Here is a 17,621-nt window from a genome sequence, read left to right as displayed (position 1 = left end):
TTGTACCAACATCCTGTTGTCCACTATCTTGCTTGCACTATTTTGCTCACCCTCAAGCAGGGCCATTAAGCAGGGCCATTGTGGTTCGAGGTCTCTGACATGTCATCGTCTGCAGAGTCAGCGCCGGCACTGCGCTGCTGGTCATCCAGATCACCGAGGCTGACAAAGTGCTCCCGCTCCAGTTGTGGCAACGCATCATCACAACTGTGAATACCGACCTGATGCAGCGCCTTGCACATACGATCAATTTTGCTGTCCACCGCATCCATATGATCCATCATATTGTGAATCGAGCGGGCAATCGGATCCGGTGTGCCATCCGCGATACCGTAGGCATCAAACCCCAGTTTCTCGGCCATCCGGACTGTGCCTTCCGGCAACGGCTTTTTCTTGCCTGCGACCCGTACAATCCGACCTGGAATACCCACCACCGTCGCGCCTTCGGGAACAGCCTTGGTGACCACCGCATTGGAACCAATACGAGCATTCTTGCCCACCACGATTGGCCCCAACACCTTGGCACCAGCACCGACCACAACGCCATCCTGCAAGGTCGGGTGGCGCTTGCCCTTGTTCCAGCTGGTGCCCCCCAGCGTTACACCGTGATACAGCGTGCAGTCGTCACCGATCTCGGCGGTTTCACCAATCACCACGCCCATGCCATGGTCGATAAAAAAACGTCGTCCAATCGTCGCACCGGGGTGAATTTCAATGCCGGTCAGCCAGCGGCTGAAGGTCGACAGCAAACGCGCCAGCCATTTGAACCCGCGCCGCCAGAGACCGTTGGCCAGCCGATAATGCAAAATGGCGTGTACGCCCGGATAGGTCGTCAGTACTTCAAACGTGTTTCGAGCCGCAGGATCGCGTTCGAACACACAGGCGACGTCTTCACGGAGTTGCTTAAACATCAGAGCGGTTCCCTTGAAATGCATCCCCCATCAGCGACTGATCATCCGGTTGCTGTGACGGCTGCTGTAGTGACGGTTGCTGTGGTTGCTGACCCCGGCTACGCACAACCAGCTGTTGAACCGCAGCCAGCATGCCACGCACCATATTGATTTCCATCTTGTCTGGCTCCGCCCGCTGATACAGGCGACGCAGTCGGGTCATCAGTTGCTTGGGTGTATTGGGGTCGAGGAAGCCAATATCAACCAGCGTTTGTTCCAGATGCAGAATCATACCGTTCAGTTCCTGATGGGTTGCCGGTGGATGATCCCATTCCACGCCCCAGCGCTGGCCCATAACAGCCTCAGTCCCGACACCCGCGACCGCAGCATCCATCGCAGCCAGACGCATTTCGTAACACAACACCTGAATCGCCTGAGCGACATTCAGCGAAGAAAACGATTCAACCGTTGGTATATGGACGTGTGCATGACAAAGATGAAGCTCTTCATTGGTCAGCCCTCGAGACTCGCGCCCAAATACCAGGGCAGCACGAGCACCTGTAGCGGCGACGTTGCACACACTGCTGGCAGCCTGGCGCGGCGTCATTAACGGCCAGGGGATATGTCGACTGCGAGCACTGGTGCCCACCACCAGACTGGCGTTGGCAACCGCTTCTTCCAGCGTCGGTACAATGCGCACCCGCTGTAAAATGTCATCGGCTCGCGACGACCGGGCCAGCGCTTCGTCATTAACGGTGGCAATCGGGTCAACCAATATCAGCTGGCCAAGCCCCATATTTTTCATCGCTCTGGCTGCTGCGCCGATATTGCCGGAGTGCGTGGTATTCACCATCACGATGTCAATGGCATCGAGCAGAGGATAATGGTCGCCTGCGTCTGAAATCACTTCACCCACCTTTACCTTTATTTATTACGTTCATCTATTTATTACGTTCATCTGTGACGCCGTCTGGAGCTGTGGCCATTGAGACATGACTCGCTGCCTGCATCCCCTTCAAGCCAACAAATGGCGCAGGAACGGCTAAAAACCGCGAAGTGTAGCGAAAACGTGCTTCGCCAACCATAGCAGTGCTGATATAATCGCCGGTTCCCTCGTTCTTTAAGAGATAGTTATCGCAATGCAGCCCATGGTGAACTTGGCGTTGCGCGCTGCGCGCAATGCGGGTCAGGATCTGGTCCGCCGACTGGACCGCTTCGATTCGTACCAAAGTACGGATCAGGAAAAAGCGAAGTTTATTGCAGACTGCACTATTGGTCTGGAAAAAAGCATCATCTTTGAACTGAAAAAATCCTACCCGGAGCACAGCTTTAACGGCCGTGAAACCGGTCTGAACTCTGGTTCCGAAAAACAACCGGTATGGCATATCTGCGTCATTGACGATATTGCCAACTTCCGGGTCGGTATTCCTGCGTTTGCCATCATTGTTGGCTGCCAGATCAATGGCAAGACGGAACACGCGGTGATTACCAATCCAATCAACGGCGATGAGTTTACGGCTTCTCGTGGACGCGGAGCCCAGTTAAACGGCCGCCGTATCCGTTGCGGCAACATCAACAGCCTGACTGACGCCATCGTGGGTTATACCCAGCCGGTGGGGGTAGGTGAAGAAGCCTACGCCCAGCGAGAGCGGATTATGAAGCTGATGAGCAAAACCTACGAGTTGCGCAACATCGGTTCCAACGCCCTGTCTATTGCCTATGTCGCTGCTGACCGCTTCCAGGCCGTAGTACTGAGTAACGTAGATGAATTCAGTCTCCTCGCCGGAGGGCTGATCGCTTCCGAAGCGGGCTGCCTGATGTCTGACATGAACGGCGAACCGCGCATACGTCAGGGAGCCAACCTGATTGTGAGTAACCCGCGACTGTTAAAAAGCCTGTTATTAAAAGACTAGCAGGCTGTCGGACTCCGGGCTGTCCTGCTGCGGAAAAGGCCGCAGGTTACGAAAAGTGCTTTCGAGACAGTGGGCGCACACCGGACTTCCCTATCTGGTCTATGCTTGAAGTGTACTCACCCAAGCAGGTCTGGAGGCGGAAAGCATGTTGCACTATTTGACCTTGTTGCTGGCATGGCTGGGGGAAGCACAATTATGCGACCAGCCCAGCCTGCATCTCTCTGAGGATCCGTCCTCGGCATAATAACCGGGACAGAATCGCCATAAAAAAAAGCGGCAAACGCCGCTTTTTTTTATGCTGCATCAGGACGGCTTATTGCACCGCTGACACGTCTTCTGCTTGCGGGCCCTTGTCGCCCCGTACCACAGTAAACTTGACCCTTTGCCCTTCAGCCAGAGAGCGATGCCCCTGACCACGGATTGAACGAAAATGCACAAAGACATCTTCGCCACTATCCCAGGTAATAAAGCCAAAACCTTTTTTGACATTAAACCATTTCACGACACCACGCTCACGACCATCCTCAACGTCTTCCTCAACAATAGTGCCCGTACTGCGACCACGAGGAGGCTGCTCAGCACCAGCCAGAGAGACAACCAGCAAACCCGCGACAAAACCGGCAACAAAGACAATCAGCGGTAGCGCCAGCGGCAACTGTACATCACCCATCAACCCCTGAAACGACAACCAAAAAGCAACTGACACAATAACAGCTGTCAGCAAAGCGAGACTTAATTTACGAACCATTGCGATACCTGTAATTAACGTTTAAAACTGTTTTATATTCTGGATCATAGCGGCAATCAGCCTCCCTGCATGAAATCCTAAATCTCTTAAAAAATCAATATGATAGCAATTGCCCCTCAACACAGTGAGCAAACCCGAATGAGTAACACCCCAAACGCCCCTGAACTGATCCACGCACTGGATCGTATCACCGAACTGGAAACCCGGCTGAGCTATATGGACGAAACGGTCGAAACACTGAATGATCAGATAACCCGCTTGTCTGCAGACTTCACTCTGGCCCATCAGGCCATGCAGCTCATGAACCGCCGTCTGGAACAATTGGCCGCCAACACAGGCGATATAAAATCCGCCCAGGATGATGCACCACCCCCCCATTATTAACCTCATCGGGCTGGCAGTATATGATCAACCCCGCATCGCTCCGATGACAGCAAACAAGGATATTACGGATGAACCGGCTTTCCCGCTGGCAGCTACGACTACTCGGCTGGCTCCAGGCACTGCTATACAGCCTGCTTAAAACCCGCCTGATAGGCCCGGCCCAGCAGCAGTCAGCGACCGGTGGAACTCTGCGGGTTTATGCCTTGCTCTACCCCTCATTGGCAGAAACCCTGGTAATTGACCGTGAGGTACAAACACTCGACTGGACCGGTCCGTTGGATGATAACAGCCCACTCAACCAGGCAGGACTGCAGCCTTTTTTTCACGTCTATCGCCGCTCTGGCAGCCCCTTCCGCAAAGCAGGCAAGCCGGTGATCTGCAAAGCGCTGAAGACACTGGCCGAGTGGCAGCTGGCTCACCCCGATCGCGATCTTGAAGTGATACCGGTACGGGTATTCTGGGGACGGGGGCCAGAAAAAGAAGGTTCTTTTCTGCGCATCTGGCTGCAAAACAGTGGCACCCTTGGCGGACGTATTTTCACCCTGATGGCCATCCTGTTTAATGGCCGCAATACCTTTGTGCACATCAGCCGCCCGGTGTCGATGCAACGACTGGCACAAGATACTCGCACACCCACACGACTGGCGCGTAAAACAGCCTTGCTGCTGCGTATCCACTTTCGACTGGTCTCCGCGACCGTCATCGGGCCAGACCTGTCCCATCGGCGCACCCTGATCAGCCAGATCCCTAACCGCCCGCTGGTACAGGCGGCGATTGAACAGGCCATGCAGGAGCGCAGCCTGACGCTGCCCCAGGCGCGTCAGAAAGCACTGAAATATGCCGACGAAATTGCCTCCAATATTTCCTATACCACCGTGCGATTTATGGATGTATTACTGAGCTGGGTGTGGAATACCCTCTACGATGGGGTTCAGGTCAGCCATATTGATCCTTTGAAAACGGCCGCCAGAGACAACGAGATTATTTATGTCCCTTGTCACCGCAGTCATATTGATTATTTGCTGCTGTCTTATGTGCTTTATCACAATGGTCTGCAAATCCCGCAAATTGCCGCCGGCATTAATCTTAACCTGCCAGTTGCCGGATCAATATTACGTCGCAGCGGCGCATTTTTTATGCGCCGATCGTTTCGCGACAACCCGCTGTATGCCGCCGTTTTTGACGAGTATTTACACAGTATTTTTACTCGTGGCTATGCCGCTGAATATTTTGTTGAAGGTGGCCGCAGCCGCACCGGCAGGACACTGCAACCCAAAGCCGGGATGCTGGCCATGACATTACGCAGCTATCTGCGCGATGCCCGCAAGCCCATCCTGTTTATGCCGGTTTACCTGGGTTACGAAAAAGTCTTTGAAGCGGGCAGTTATCAGCAGGAACTGAAGGGTAAGAAAAAGCGCAAGGAAAGCCTGCTCGGCGTGATTACCACACTGAAGTCGTTCCGGCGCAACTTTGGCAAGGTACAGGTCAACTTTGGCGAACCGATTTATCTGACCGAATTTCTCAATCAACAACAGCCGGACTGGCGTGAACAGGATTATCAGGCCAACCACTATCGCCCCGACTGGGCACGCCCGGTGGTCGACAAGCTGGCCCGCCGTATCGTCACTGGCATCAATCAGGCAACCTCGGTCAATCCGATCAACCTGGTCGCCATGGCATTACTGACAAGCCCACGAGAGGCCATGGAAGAAGCAGCACTGATTCAGCGGCTGGAAAACTGGGCAGCATTAATTGTCCAGCAGCCCTTGAGTAGCCGCACGCAAGTCACCCAGGGTAATGCCGCCGAGTGGCTTCAGCATGCCGAAACCCTCGGCAGTATTCAGCGCCAGAGCCACAGCATGGGTGACCTGATATACGCTGATGATCGCCAGGCGATCGCATTGACCTACTACCGCAACAACGTCCTGCATCTGCTGGCGATCCCCTCGGTGCTGAGCTGCTTGCTGATGCACCGCCAACCACTGCCACCAGAGCAATTACGATCACTTATCCAGACCCTCTACCCCTACCTGCAGGCAGAGCTATTTTTGCCCTGGTCAACAACCCAACTGGACACCGTTATTGACGGCTGGCTGGCAACCCTTTGCGACGCCAATTATCTGGAATGCAGCGACAATCACTACTGCGCCGTGGATGACAGAGAGGCCAGCTATACCGAACTCACGGCACTGGCCAAGCTGATGATGCCGACACTGGAACGCGACTATCTGGCGCTGGCGCTGCTCCGACAACGACGTTCCGGCACCTTGACAGCAGAGCAGCTGGAGCAACAGTGCTCACTGATTGCACAGCGGGTCAGCTTGCTGCATGGCTTGAATGCACCGGAATTTTTTGACGCCACCCTGTTTCGCACGCTGGTCTCACAGCTGTTAGATCAGGGTATATTGAGTCAGCAAGCGCATAACGTCCTGGCGTTTGATGATGCCCTGGTCGCACTGACCGAACAGCTGGAGCAAGCACTGGACGGCAGTGTGCGGCACAGTATTTTGCGTTGTATCTGAGTCCTGACCCTGCAACCCTGAACACGACAGGGCTGCAGCCACTGTCAGAGTGGTGCCACCTTGGCCAGCACATAGACATCGAAACGATTGGACTTGCCCGTCAGGGCATAAGAAGGGGGCCGATTGGCCAGAGGCTTGGCCTTGCGCCCCCGCTTCACCACTACCCGGCAGCGAGCGGTTTGCAGCGCCGCATCCAGCAGCGCGTCAGCGTCGGCGTCAGCACCCACCAGTGAACGAAACGCCTGCATATCCTTTTTAACCTGGGCCGAACCTTTGGCATCCTCACCAAACATCGGATCAAGATAAACCACATCCGGCTGACGCGATGCCTCTGTTTCAGCAACCAGCAGCTCATGACTGGAGCCAAACGACAATCGAATACGGGCAACAATCTCTCCGGCCTCGATGTCTTGCCGCCCACGTATCAGGCCATCATCCAACAGCGCCGCCACAACCGGCTGACGCTCATGGGCAACCACCTGACAGCCAAGAGTTGCCAGCACAAAGCTGTCTCGACCCAATCCTGCTGTCGCATCAATCACACTGGGTTGATAAGCACCCGAGACGCCAACAGCCCTGGCAATATCCTGTCCCATGCCACCGCCAAAACGGCGCCGATGAGCTGCAGTACCGCCGGTAAAGTCAACCCGTACAACCGCCTTGCCAGCGGCCCCTTCACGCAACGACAAACCACTGTCATCAAGACAAAGGTGAAAACCGGGATTCAGCAGTTGTTCCACTGGTGCGGGGGTCAAGCCATACCGGCAGGCCCACACAGCGGCTTCAGCCGCGCGCTGCGGGGCCAGACAAATCAACTCAGACATAGCCGATCAACATCAGACAAAAAACAGCAACAGCAGCACACCCAGCAGCAAGCGATAGATCACAAACGGCAACATGCCCAGCTTATCGACCAACTGCAGGAAGTAGTGAATTCCGGCCCAGGCACTGATGCCAGACACCGCCATCCCCAACAACAAATGGAACCAGTCAACACCCTCTGCCACCTGCAGCAATTCCACGACCTTGAGGCCAGCGGCGGCCAGAATCAGAGGAACCGATAACAGAAAGGAAAAACGCGCCGCATCCAGACGATGAAAGCCCAGAAATAGCGCCGCCGTCATGGTAATGCCTGAGCGGGATGTCCCTGGTATCAACGCCAACGCCTGAGCCATACCAATCGCCAGCGCCAGTGCCACCGTCATTTCGGTCAGGCTGCCACGATGCGGCTTGCAGCGATCAGACACACCCAGCACGATACCGAAAACAATCGTCGTGATCGCAATCACCAGGGTCGAACGCAAATTGGCTTCGATATAATCCTGACCCAGTAACCCCACGATCACAGCAGGCACCGTAGCAATGGCCACCAGCCAGGACAAACGCCCATCTTCATTAGGCGCGCTGGTAAATCCGGTCGTCACCCAACCCACGATCATGCGTTGCAGCTCATTACGGAAATACCAGACAACCGCAAGCAAGGTGCCAAAATGCACTGCGACATCAAAAGCCAACCCCTGATCTGGCCAGCCGAACACCTGTGAGGGCAAAATCAGGTGAGCGGAGCTGGAGATCGGTAAAAACTCGGTAATCCCTTGCAGAATCGCCAAGACGACTGTTTCAAAAATTCCCACGATTGGTTCCTCAGCGTTTGAGCAGGCTTGGTTGCTCGTCCAGTTTTTTCCAGGCGACAGAATCGCGCAAATATACGGGGGGGAAATCCTCGAAGCCAGCAAATTCCCCCCGCTGCCAGGCATTGGCGACCTGATCGACCGCGTAGTGACTCAAGGGTTCAATACCGTCAACGACAGACAGTGCAGGTAACCGATCTGTCGGTGTCAGCAGCGCCACACCATTACCGGCCAACACGCAGTTATAAGGATCGATTTGATGCGCCTGCAGCATGTACTGCAGACCATCTACACAACGCTGTGGGTCACTGACCTGCTCAGCGCCAACCAGCCGACAAAGCAGTCCGTCCTGCTCGTCATTCCGTTCGTAGACAGCCCAGAAGACCTCGCCCATATACGCATCCAGCACAGTCACGACCTGACCCACCGTCGTTTCGGCCAGTGCCTGTTGTGCCAGCAACTGCAAGGTCGAAAAGCCATAGACCGGCAGGTTCAACCCCAACGCAATACCCTGAATAACACTCACGGCGATACGGATACCGGTGAATGAGCCGGGGCCACGGGCAAAAGCCAGACCATCCAGAGCTGTTTTGTCCACCCCGGCCACCTGCAGCACCTCGTCGATCATCGGCAACAGCCGCTGGGCATGGCGGCGGGGTTGTCTTTCGGTAAGATCCTGGACACCGGCGGCCGAGATCAGACTGACAGAACACAACGCCGAAGAGGCATCAACAATCAGCAAATTGGCCATTCCAAACCCTGCCCTCTGTTAAAAAACGCGCAGTATAGCAGAGCAAACCCGACTCGCTGACAGAATCAGCAGACCTAAAAAAAGCTCCCGAAGGAGCTTCTTTCCAGCGATCTGGGGATTAACCCAGCGCTGCCATCACGGTATTGGTAATGTCTTGCAGCGAGCCAACACCGGGAATATGACTGTATTTCGGTGAATTGGCATCTTGTTTGGCTTCCAGCTGCTTGTAAAAAGCAACCAGTGGTTCGGTCTGTTCGTGGTAGATCGACAGGCGCTTGCGGATGGTCGCTTCCTGGTCATCATCACGCTGCACCAGATCTTCGCCTGTCTCGTCGTCTTTGCCAGCCACTTTAGGAGCATTAAAGACCACGTGGTAAACACGGCCTGAGCCAGGGTGTACACGACGACCACTCAGACGTTTGACGATTTCTTCATCGTCCACATCAATTTCAACCACATGATCGATCGTCACACCGGCTTCCAGCATGGCTTCTGCCTGCGGAATCGTACGAGGAAACCCATCAAACAGGAAACCGTTAACACAGTCGTCCTGGACAATGCGTTCCTTGACCAGGTCGATGATAATTTCATCCGATACCAGACCACCCGTTTCCATGATTTCCTTGACCTTGAGACCAAGCTCGGAACCGGCTTTGACTGCTGCACGCAGCATGTCGCCGGTCGATATTTGTGGAATTTCAAATTTTTCACAAATGAACTGAGCCTGAGTGCCTTTGCCTGCACCAGGTGCGCCCAAAAGAATTACGCGCATGCGCTTCCCCTCGTTGTTAGATTGGTTTGGATCCATCTGGTCAAAATTATGATTATTTTTTAACCAGCCAAAAAATAGCTGTAACCTTACTCTGGCACAGGTCTGATCTCAACTTATTGTGACCAAATTCCCGCCAGAGTAACGCACGACTTTGGTATACCGCTTTGATTGTTATCATTTTAACGCGGCGTACTACGACCTGAGGCATTATCCCCAGGTCGTACAAAACCCACTAACCTGGTCAAATCAGTGCTGAGTCAAAACAAGATATTACCCGTTTCACAAAGCATCTGTGTAGTACTGGTTTGACACCGGTAATTGCTTACCCGGAAGACAACAGCGACCAACGGCAAGAGAACCCGGTTAACCGGTATTCCTCATGCCTGCTGCAATCCCGGCCATTGTGACCATCAAGGCTTGTTCAACCAGCTGGCTGACAATTTCCGGATGTTGCCGTTCACGATACAACAACTCCGCTTGCAAATAGTGCAACGGATCGGTGTACGGATCACGTACAGCCATGGAATCCCGCAAGATTGGATGACTGTCAAGCAAGGCCTGTTGGCGATTAATCGCCAGCACCAAAGTCTTAACCTTATCAAGACGTTGGCGCAACTGGCTACCCAATAACTGCAGCTCTGGTTCGACCAGACGAGCTTCATAATACTGAGCAATCGCAGCATCGGCTTTGGATACCACCATTTCCAGCATGTCGATATAAGTACGGAAAAACGGCCAGTCCTGATACATCTGCTGCAAAACCGGCAAATCGCCCTGTTGTTGGCAGTCATCCAGCGCTTCGTCCGAGCCAAGCCAGGCGGGCAACATCAGCCGCATCTGGGTCCAGGCAAAAATCCAGGGAATCGCCCTCAGAGTTTCGATACCACCACCCGCCTTGCGCCTTGCCGGTCGACTGCCCAGCGCCAGTTTGCCCAGCTCCGGTTCCGGCGTCGCGCTGCGAAAATAGCGCACGAACTCAGGAGTATCTCTGACCATGGCACGGTAGGATGCAACCCCCCGTTCCGCCAGACGAGTCATTTGCTCACGCCACTCGATGCGGGCTGGCTCAGGTGGCAGTAAATTGGCTTCCAGTACCGCAGACACATAGATTTTCAGATTACGGCGGGCCACATCTGGCTGGCCAAATTTGAAGCGGATCATTTCCCCTTGCTCTGTCACCCGCAAACCACCGGCCACGGAACCCGGCGGCTGAGCCAGAATCGCCCGATGGGCCGGGCCACCGCCACGGCCGACGGTACCGCCACGGCCATGGAACAGGGTTAGGGAAATACCGGCGTCACTGGCCGTCCGGGTCAACGCTTCCTGGGCCTGATATTGCGCCCAGACAGCGGCTAACTGGCCGGCATCCTTGGAGGAGTCAGAATAACCAATCATGACCTGCTGCCGCTGCTCGCAGTAACTCCGATACCAGTCGACAGCCCACAGCTTACTCATCCGCAATGACGCCTGTTGCAGATCGCCCAATGTTTCGAACAGTGGCACCACCGGGAAATGCTCACGCACACCGGCATCCTGCAGCAACAAGGCAACGGCGAGAATATCCGAGGGTTCGCTGGCCATGGAGATAATGTAACAAGACACCCCGTCTCCGGCTTCCGTCGCCAGTACCGCAACCGTCTCCAGAACCTCACGAACTTCCGCCGACGGCTGCCAGTGCTTGGGTACCAGAGGTCGCCGGGACGCCAACTCACGGAGCAAAAACGTCTGCTTTTCGTCTTCCGTCCAACTGAGGTAATCACCCCAACCATAGTACAAACAGATTTCCTGCATCACACCAGCATGGCGCGAGGATTCCTGGCGGACATCCAGGCGCACCAGCGATACACCAAAACAGGCCACCCGGCGAATGGTATCGAGTAACTGGCCATCGGCAATGGTCTCCATGCCTTGCTCCAGTAAACTGCGATAACACAGGGTTAACGGCTCCAGCAGCTCATCATCCCGAGTCAGAGGATTACCGCTGGTCTCTTGCTGTTTGATGCAACCATTGGCCCACTGCTTGGTATCCACCAACCGTGACCTTAACGCATGCAGGCAGGCCCGATAGGGTTCGTCCGGGTCATTAGGGTAGGCCCGCCGGAGTTCTGCTGAAGCCGCCGCCATCGACAACTGATTACCCAGCGTATCAATGTCACGCAGATACAGGTCGGCTGCCATCCAGCGAGCCAGGTAAAGCACTTCTCGCGTCACCTGCGCCGTGACATTCGGATTGCCGTCACGGTCACCGCCCATCCAGGAAGCAAACCGTACCGGTGCGGCATCCAGAGGCAATACGGAACCACCACGCGCCAGTAATTGCTGATCCAGATCCCGCATCATTTGCGGCACCGCCGCCCAAAGCGAATTTTCCACCACCGCAAACCCCCAGCGGGCTTCATCTACTGCCGTCGGCCGGGTTTTGCGAATTTCGTTGGTGTGCCAGATTTCTTCAATCAGCCGCGCCAGGCGTTGATCCAGTTCACCCAGCAGGGGGTGCTCATCATGCAGATCATCCCGTTGCTGCAACAAGCGAGTGATAGCGTCGTATTTCTGAATCAGGGTTCGGCGCGTAATTTCGGTAGGATGGGCCGTCAATACCAGTTCAATATTAAGGCTGGCGATGCGCTCACTCAAACCGTCAACCGCCACACCTGCGGTATCAAGCCGTTCCAGTAAATCCGGAAACATGGTATCCAGACCCGATTGCAGTGCTTCGGCACGGCGCCAGCTGCTGCCGTGTTGCTGATCAGCAATATTGGCCAGATTGAGAAACTGGTTAAAGCCGCGTACGACAGGCAGCAAGGTTTCTTCTGGCAGGTTTTTCAGCGTTGTCAGCAGCTGCTCCCGCTCATCCGAGTCGCCGCCGCGAGCACGTTTGGCCTGTTTGCGAATGGACTCGATTGAGTCCAGTACCTCACGGCCCTGACTGGCCTGGATGGTGTTGCCCAGCATCTTGCCCAGCATTTTCACCTTGTCGCGTAATAGTGGATCCAGCTCGCTCATCGATTCGCCCTCCTGAATGATCGGTTTACGTCAAATAGTTACGTGACAGAGCTGGCAGTTGTCTTTTTTTGCCCAGGTTGTCCCGTTGTTTCCGTAAGTTTTCTGAACCTTCACTGCAATTCATACCAAAATAAAAGGACATTGTGAAAGGAGATTAATATGAAAGCGTCTGCTCTGATGGCCCATTGGGAACAGGAATATGGCGATCCGGTTTGTGACCGCAGCTATCCGATTTCACTCAACGTCAAGGATGCGGCTCGTGTAGAGGCCTTACTGGAAATGTTCCCTGGTCTGTCGCAGGAACGACTGTTGCGCGATCTGGTGCATGCGGCGTTAAACGACCTCGCCAGTGGTTTCCCCTATGTTGCAGGGGATACGGTGATCGCGCGCGACGAAGAAGGGTTTCCGGTGTACGAGGATATAGGTCCAACCCCGGAATTTCTGGAGTTGACCCGCAAACACTTGGAACAGGTGACGGCCGACAAGCATTAACAGGCCGCCAGAGAGCGCTTAACGGTCTCACGGGCACTGTTCCTGTCCCTGGCGATCTGTGATCACCAGAGCCAGGGATCGTTCAGATCAGTCCGCTTGCTAATTTTGGCGTCCTTTGTCCTGTTGCTGCTTTTCCACTTGTTTGGCGATTTGCCAGGAAATTTCCATCTCGCTGAGGCTTACCTGCTGCCAGCCACCCGCCGCCTGGGCACGGTCTTCGACTACAGCGAAGCGCTGACTAAAACGCTGGTTGGTGCCACGTACCGCCACCTCGGGATCAATATGGTAATGACGTGCAAGGTTGGCCACTGCAAACAGCAGATCACCAATTTCAGACTCCAGCCGCTGATGGTCATTCGCATCCATCTCGACAAGCACTTCATCCAACTCTTCACGGATCTTGTCGACCACCGCGTGGGGATTATTCCAGTCAAATCCGACCGTTGAGGCTTTTTTCTGCAATTTTACGGCGCGAGTCAAACCTGGCATGGTGGCTGGAACAGAATCCAGCAACCGTGACTGATGAGGCGTCGGCTTGGCGGCATTCTCTGCTTCCTTGATGGCTTCCCAATTGGCGTTGATCTCGGCTGCTTGTGGTGTTATCGATGGATCACGTTCGCTCTCCAGCGTGCCAGCCGGAAACACATGAGGGTGACGACGAATCAGCTTGGTCACCAAACGGTCGATAATACTGGCCACCGTAAAATGCTGCTGTTCGACACCCAATTGACCATAAAAAATCACCTGGAACAGCAAGTCGCCCAGCTCCTCTTCAAGATGAGGCCAGTCTTGGCGTTCGATGGCATCAGCGACTTCGTAGGCTTCCTCCAGCGTATGGGGCACGATGCTGGCGAAATCTTGCTGCAGATCCCAGGGGCAACCCGTTTTCGGGTTGCGCAACCGGGCCATCAGCGTCAGTAAATCGTCCAGTTGATACATCAGGACTGGCCCCCGCGAATACGACGAGCCGACATGATGTTGGGCAGCTGTTCGATTTTTTTCATCAACCGGCCGAGGTTTTCCAGGCTTTCGACTTCTACCGTCAACTGCATACTGGCAGTATGGTCGCCTTGGTTCGACTGGGTATTCACGCCGATTACATTAACTCGCTCATTCGCCAGTACCGCACTGACGTCACGTAACAGGCCGGTACGGTCATACGCCAGAATCGACATTTCGACCGGGTAGGTACGGGTCGGCTTGACGCCCCAGGTGACTTGCAGAACACGACTTGGCTCAATCGTCTCCAGGTGCAGCAGATTCTCACAATCGCTGCGATGCACGGTTACACCACGACCGATGGTGACATAGCCGCGAATATCGTCGCCGGGTAACGGCTGACAACATTGCGCCATTTGCGTCAACAGATTGCCCACACCTTCAATGTAAATATCGTCCTTGCCCGGCTTGACGGTTGTCTCCGCCACCTTGCGAGCCAAGGGTAATTCTTGCTGGGGCTGTCCGACATCGGCCTGACGCAGTACGGCATGGACAATTTGGCCGACACGCATATCGCCAGCGCCGACCGCAGCAAACATGTCATCGATCGACTTCATGTTCATATTCTGGGCAATATCGTGCAGGGGTTCCTGCGCCAGGTCCAGACGATCCAATTCACGCAGTACCAGCGCGCGTCCTTCATCGATGTTCTGATCCCGCGCCTGCAACTTGAACCAGTGCGCGACTTTGGCCCTGGCCCGGCTGGTATGAATATACCCGGACTCTGGATACAACCAGTCACGACTGGGGTTGGCATTGGGATGGGTCAGAATTTCAATCTGTTCACCGGTTTTGAGAATGTAGGTCAAAGGCACAATGCGGCCATTAACCTTGGCACCACGACACTTGTTGCCCACTTCGGTATGTACCCGGTAGGCAAAATCCACCGGTGTCGCACTCGGCGGCAAGTCCACCACATGACCATCCGGGGTAAAAACGTAGATACGATCCGGATTGATATCGCTGCGTAATTCCCGTGCCAGTTCCGGCAGGTCATCCAGTTCTTCGTGCCATTCCAGCACTTGTCGCAGCCAGGCAATTTTTTGTTCGTAGCCGTGATCCTTGCCGTTGGTATCGGTACCCTTGTACAGCCAGTGAGCACAAACACCCAACTCAGCGTCTTCGTGCATGGCATGGGTACGAATCTGCACTTCAAGCACCTTGCCTTCCGGGCCGATCACGGCGGTATGCAGGGAGCGGTAACCATTTTCCTTGGGATTGGCGATGTAGTCGTCGAACTCGTTGGGAATATGGCGCCAGAGCGTGTGCACGGTTCCCAGCGCGGCGTAACAATCACGCAGCTCGGGCACCAGAATGCGGACCGCACGGATGTCGTATATCTGGGAGAAGTCGAGGTTTTTGCGACTCATTTTGCGCCAGATACTGTAAATGTGCTTGGCGCGTCCATACACATCACAACGAATCCCATAACTCAGCAGTTCTTCCCGCAATGCCTGCACCACACCATTCACATAGTCCTGGCGGGCAATCCGTTTTTCATCCAGCAAGCGCGCAATCTGTTTATAGGAGTCGGGCTGCAAATAACGAAACGCCAGATCTTCCAATTCCCATTTGAGATGACCAATCCCCAAACGGTGCGCCAACGGCGCATAGATGTTAAACACCTCTTCAGCCACTTTTTTGCGGCGATCTGGCGGAGCGTCCTTCACAGCACGAATGGCCGATGTACGTTCGGCCAGCTTGATCAGCGCCACTCGGACGTCATCAATCATAGCAACCAGCATTTTACGCAGGTTGTCGACCTGGGCTTCGCGCTGCCCCAGCACGACATCATCCGACGAGTTCTGAATCGCGCTGATGGCCGCCATGCGTAGCACACCCTCGATCAATTTGGCAACGGCACCACCAAAATCACGCTCTACCCGTGCCAGCGACAGCCGCCCTTCCCGTACGGCACGGTAAAGCACGGCGGCCACCAGCGACTCGGTATCCAGCCTCAGATCCATCAGCAGCTGTGCCATTTCAATGCCCATCTGCACACTGTCAACCGACCAGTAGGTCTGATTGGCAATGGCTTCATCGGACAGCTGTTTGGCCAGCTGTAATGCTTTTAATAAAACCTCAGGATCCCGAATCTCGTAACCCTGGGTAACACTTTCTAACCAGCGTTCAGCATCCAGTGACCCGTCGTGCCAGAGGGGGAGATCATCTCTTACCTTAACCACGGCACTTGTCCCGGTAGCTGAGCAGCACCATGGTTTCAACATGATGCGTCTGGGGAAACATATCCATAATTCCTGCCTTTTCTATCTGGTAGCCAGCCGCAGCCAGCGTACTCAAGTCCCGCGCCAGTGTCGCTGCGTCACAAGACACATAAAGCACCTGCGATACCTTACGGGCGTTCAGTTCCTGCATAAGGGCTGCCGCACCTGCTCGTGGCGGATCCAGCAACACCTTGTCGGGTGCCGGCAGGTGAGCCAGCACGCCTGAATTGGATAAATCTGCTTCAATCGCATGCAAGGACAACGCCAGAGATTCAGCCTGACGCTGCAAACTGCTGACCATGTCGGCCTGAACCTCCACCGCACTGACATGCTGGCAACGTCGGGCCAGTGGCATACTGAAATTTCCATGTCCGGCAAACAGGTCCCAGATCACGTCCTCTTTTTGCGGCTGCAACCACGCCAGTGCCTGTTGCACCATGGCGCGATTGACCGGGCCATTGACCTGGAAAAAGTCACTCAGTTGCATTTTTAATGGCTGCTCATCCACAAAATGAACCAGCTCGACCGGTTGTTGCGGGAAAATGCACACCGACGGTTCGTCACGCCCCGGATTGAGCCACAGCTGCAGTGACGCGTCAGCACTCAGAGATTCAGCCAGCGAGCACAATGATTGCTGATCCGCCAGCGAGAGCGGTTTGAGAATACGGAACACCAGCGCCAGCGCATTGTCGGCCGCGACTACTTCAATCTGGGTAATACGATCACGTCCCTGCAGGGTCGAAATACCGTCGCGCCAGCGCATCCAGTCCAGTGCCGGGAACGCAGGCAAAACTGGGCAGCGATCAATATTGGTCAGATGCTCGGAAGCGGCTTCACGAAAACCGAGAAAATTACGCTGTTTGTCTTTGCTGAAGCGCACTCCCAAACGCGCCTTACGCCGATAGCCCCAAGGTTCTGCGGTTATCGGCGGTGCCCATTCCAGCACCACCAGCCCCTGACGACTGAACTCCCGTTCGACACGCTGTTGTTTAAAGTTAACCTGGGCGGGATACGCTAAATGCTGTAAATCACAACCGCCACAACGCTGATAGTGAGGGCAATCCGGTATCACCCGGTCTGCTGCCGGCTGCTCAATCGATACCAGCCGAGTCATCCAGACTTTTTTGCGGCGGCCGTCCAGGCGGACAGTGACCTGCTCACCGGGCAAAGCGCCGGGCACAAAATAGACATCACGGCCAAGGCGAGCGACTCCCTGTCCATCCGACGTCATATTATCAATATTCAGTTGCAAGGTTTTTGCCGTGACCACCCATATCTCCTGAGCAAATGCCAG

15 protein-coding genes are annotated in these 17,621 nt (G+C 54.8%); 4 read left to right on the top strand and 11 right to left on the bottom strand.

Going from position 1 to position 17,621, the window contains the following annotated elements:
* Nucleotides 1–65: 65 nt before the first annotated feature.
* Both cysE and WG929_RS13770 read right to left on the bottom strand, forming a co-directional pair.
* A complete protein-coding gene (gene cysE / locus WG929_RS13775; protein ID WP_416206505.1) occupies nucleotides 66–908 on the bottom strand; it encodes a serine O-acetyltransferase in 843 nt (280 codons plus the stop codon).
* The gene (locus WG929_RS13770; protein WP_416206504.1) at nucleotides 901–1,794 is read right to left on the bottom strand and encodes an RNA methyltransferase; all 894 of its coding nucleotides are present in this window, start codon (nucleotides 1,792–1,794) and stop codon (nucleotides 901–903) included. The genes cysE and WG929_RS13770 overlap by 8 nt, the downstream gene beginning before the upstream one ends.
* 232 nt (nucleotides 1,795–2,026) lie before the next feature.
* Between WG929_RS13770 and WG929_RS13765 the strand changes: the two genes are divergently transcribed.
* Nucleotides 2,027–2,800 carry an inositol monophosphatase family protein gene (locus tag WG929_RS13765; protein WP_416206503.1) on the top strand — a complete coding sequence of 258 codons (774 nt, stop codon included), beginning with the start codon at nucleotides 2,027–2,029 and terminating at the stop codon, nucleotides 2,798–2,800.
* A 313-nt stretch (nucleotides 2,801–3,113) separates the two neighbouring features.
* On the opposite strand, the gene WG929_RS13760 is transcribed toward WG929_RS13765, so the two are convergent.
* Nucleotides 3,114–3,506 carry a cold-shock protein gene (locus WG929_RS13760; protein WP_416206502.1) on the bottom strand — a complete coding sequence of 131 codons (393 nt, stop codon included), beginning with the start codon at nucleotides 3,504–3,506 and terminating at the stop codon, nucleotides 3,114–3,116.
* 180 nt (nucleotides 3,507–3,686) lie between these two features.
* Between WG929_RS13760 and WG929_RS13755 the strand changes: the two genes are divergently transcribed.
* Nucleotides 3,687–3,932, top strand: coding sequence for a SlyX family protein (locus WG929_RS13755; protein ID WP_369857450.1), 246 nt, complete (start codon nucleotides 3,687–3,689; stop codon nucleotides 3,930–3,932).
* A gap of 68 nt (nucleotides 3,933–4,000) precedes the next feature.
* On the top strand, nucleotides 4,001–6,454 hold the full coding sequence (plsB, locus tag WG929_RS13750; RefSeq protein WP_416206501.1) for a glycerol-3-phosphate 1-O-acyltransferase PlsB: 2,454 nt from the start codon (nucleotides 4,001–4,003) through the stop codon (nucleotides 6,452–6,454).
* 44 nt (nucleotides 6,455–6,498) lie between these two features.
* Here plsB and WG929_RS13745 read toward each other — a convergent pair whose 3' ends face one another.
* The 5 genes from WG929_RS13745 to ppc all read right to left on the bottom strand — a co-directional run bounded on the left by WG929_RS13745 (nucleotide 6,499) and on the right by ppc (nucleotide 12,611).
* Entirely contained in the window at nucleotides 6,499–7,278 is a 780-nt protein-coding gene (locus WG929_RS13745) for a class I SAM-dependent methyltransferase (protein ID WP_416206500.1), read from the bottom strand.
* Nucleotides 7,279–7,290: 12 nt separating this feature from the next.
* A complete protein-coding gene (locus tag WG929_RS13740) occupies nucleotides 7,291–8,088 on the bottom strand; it encodes an undecaprenyl-diphosphate phosphatase (RefSeq protein ID WP_416206499.1) in 798 nt (265 codons plus the stop codon).
* Between the two features lie 10 nt (nucleotides 8,089–8,098).
* On the bottom strand, nucleotides 8,099–8,836 hold the full coding sequence (tsaB, locus tag WG929_RS13735) for a tRNA (adenosine(37)-N6)-threonylcarbamoyltransferase complex dimerization subunit type 1 TsaB (RefSeq protein WP_416206498.1): 738 nt from the start codon (nucleotides 8,834–8,836) through the stop codon (nucleotides 8,099–8,101).
* Between the two features lie 118 nt (nucleotides 8,837–8,954).
* A complete protein-coding gene (adk, locus tag WG929_RS13730; RefSeq protein WP_416206497.1) occupies nucleotides 8,955–9,608 on the bottom strand; it encodes an adenylate kinase in 654 nt (217 codons plus the stop codon).
* A gap of 363 nt (nucleotides 9,609–9,971) precedes the next feature.
* Nucleotides 9,972–12,611, bottom strand: a complete 2,640-nt coding sequence (ppc, locus tag WG929_RS13725) for a phosphoenolpyruvate carboxylase (protein ID WP_416206496.1) — start codon at nucleotides 12,609–12,611, stop codon at nucleotides 9,972–9,974.
* A gap of 159 nt (nucleotides 12,612–12,770) precedes the next feature.
* Here ppc and WG929_RS13720 point away from each other — a divergent pair, with 159 nt between their 5' ends.
* Nucleotides 12,771–13,103, top strand: coding sequence for a type 1 pili tip component (locus tag WG929_RS13720; RefSeq protein ID WP_416206495.1), 333 nt, complete (start codon nucleotides 12,771–12,773; stop codon nucleotides 13,101–13,103).
* Nucleotides 13,104–13,202: 99 nt separating this feature from the next.
* Here WG929_RS13720 and mazG read toward each other — a convergent pair whose 3' ends face one another.
* The 3 genes from mazG to rlmD are packed head-to-tail and all read right to left on the bottom strand — an operon-like array spanning nucleotide 13,203 to nucleotide 17,597.
* Nucleotides 13,203–14,042 carry a nucleoside triphosphate pyrophosphohydrolase gene (gene mazG, locus WG929_RS13715; protein WP_416206494.1) on the bottom strand — a complete coding sequence of 280 codons (840 nt, stop codon included), beginning with the start codon at nucleotides 14,040–14,042 and terminating at the stop codon, nucleotides 13,203–13,205.
* Entirely contained in the window at nucleotides 14,042–16,288 is a 2,247-nt protein-coding gene (gene relA, locus WG929_RS13710; RefSeq protein WP_416206493.1) for a GTP diphosphokinase, read from the bottom strand. The genes mazG and relA overlap by 1 nt, the downstream gene beginning before the upstream one ends.
* Nucleotides 16,281–17,597 (bottom strand): 23S rRNA (uracil(1939)-C(5))-methyltransferase RlmD, encoded by a 1,317-nt coding sequence (gene rlmD, locus WG929_RS13705; protein ID WP_416206492.1) that lies wholly within the window; start codon nucleotides 17,595–17,597, stop codon nucleotides 16,281–16,283. The genes relA and rlmD overlap by 8 nt, the downstream gene beginning before the upstream one ends.
* Nucleotides 17,598–17,621: the final 24 nt, after the last annotated feature.

Origin of the sequence: Oceanobacter antarcticus (genome assembly GCF_044962685.1) — a bacterium.
Taxonomy (GTDB): Bacteria; Pseudomonadota; Gammaproteobacteria; order Pseudomonadales; family Oceanobacteraceae; genus Oceanobacter; species Oceanobacter antarcticus.
Note: the sequence above shows the minus strand (reverse complement) of the source record. Positions and strands in the feature narration are given on the sequence as shown.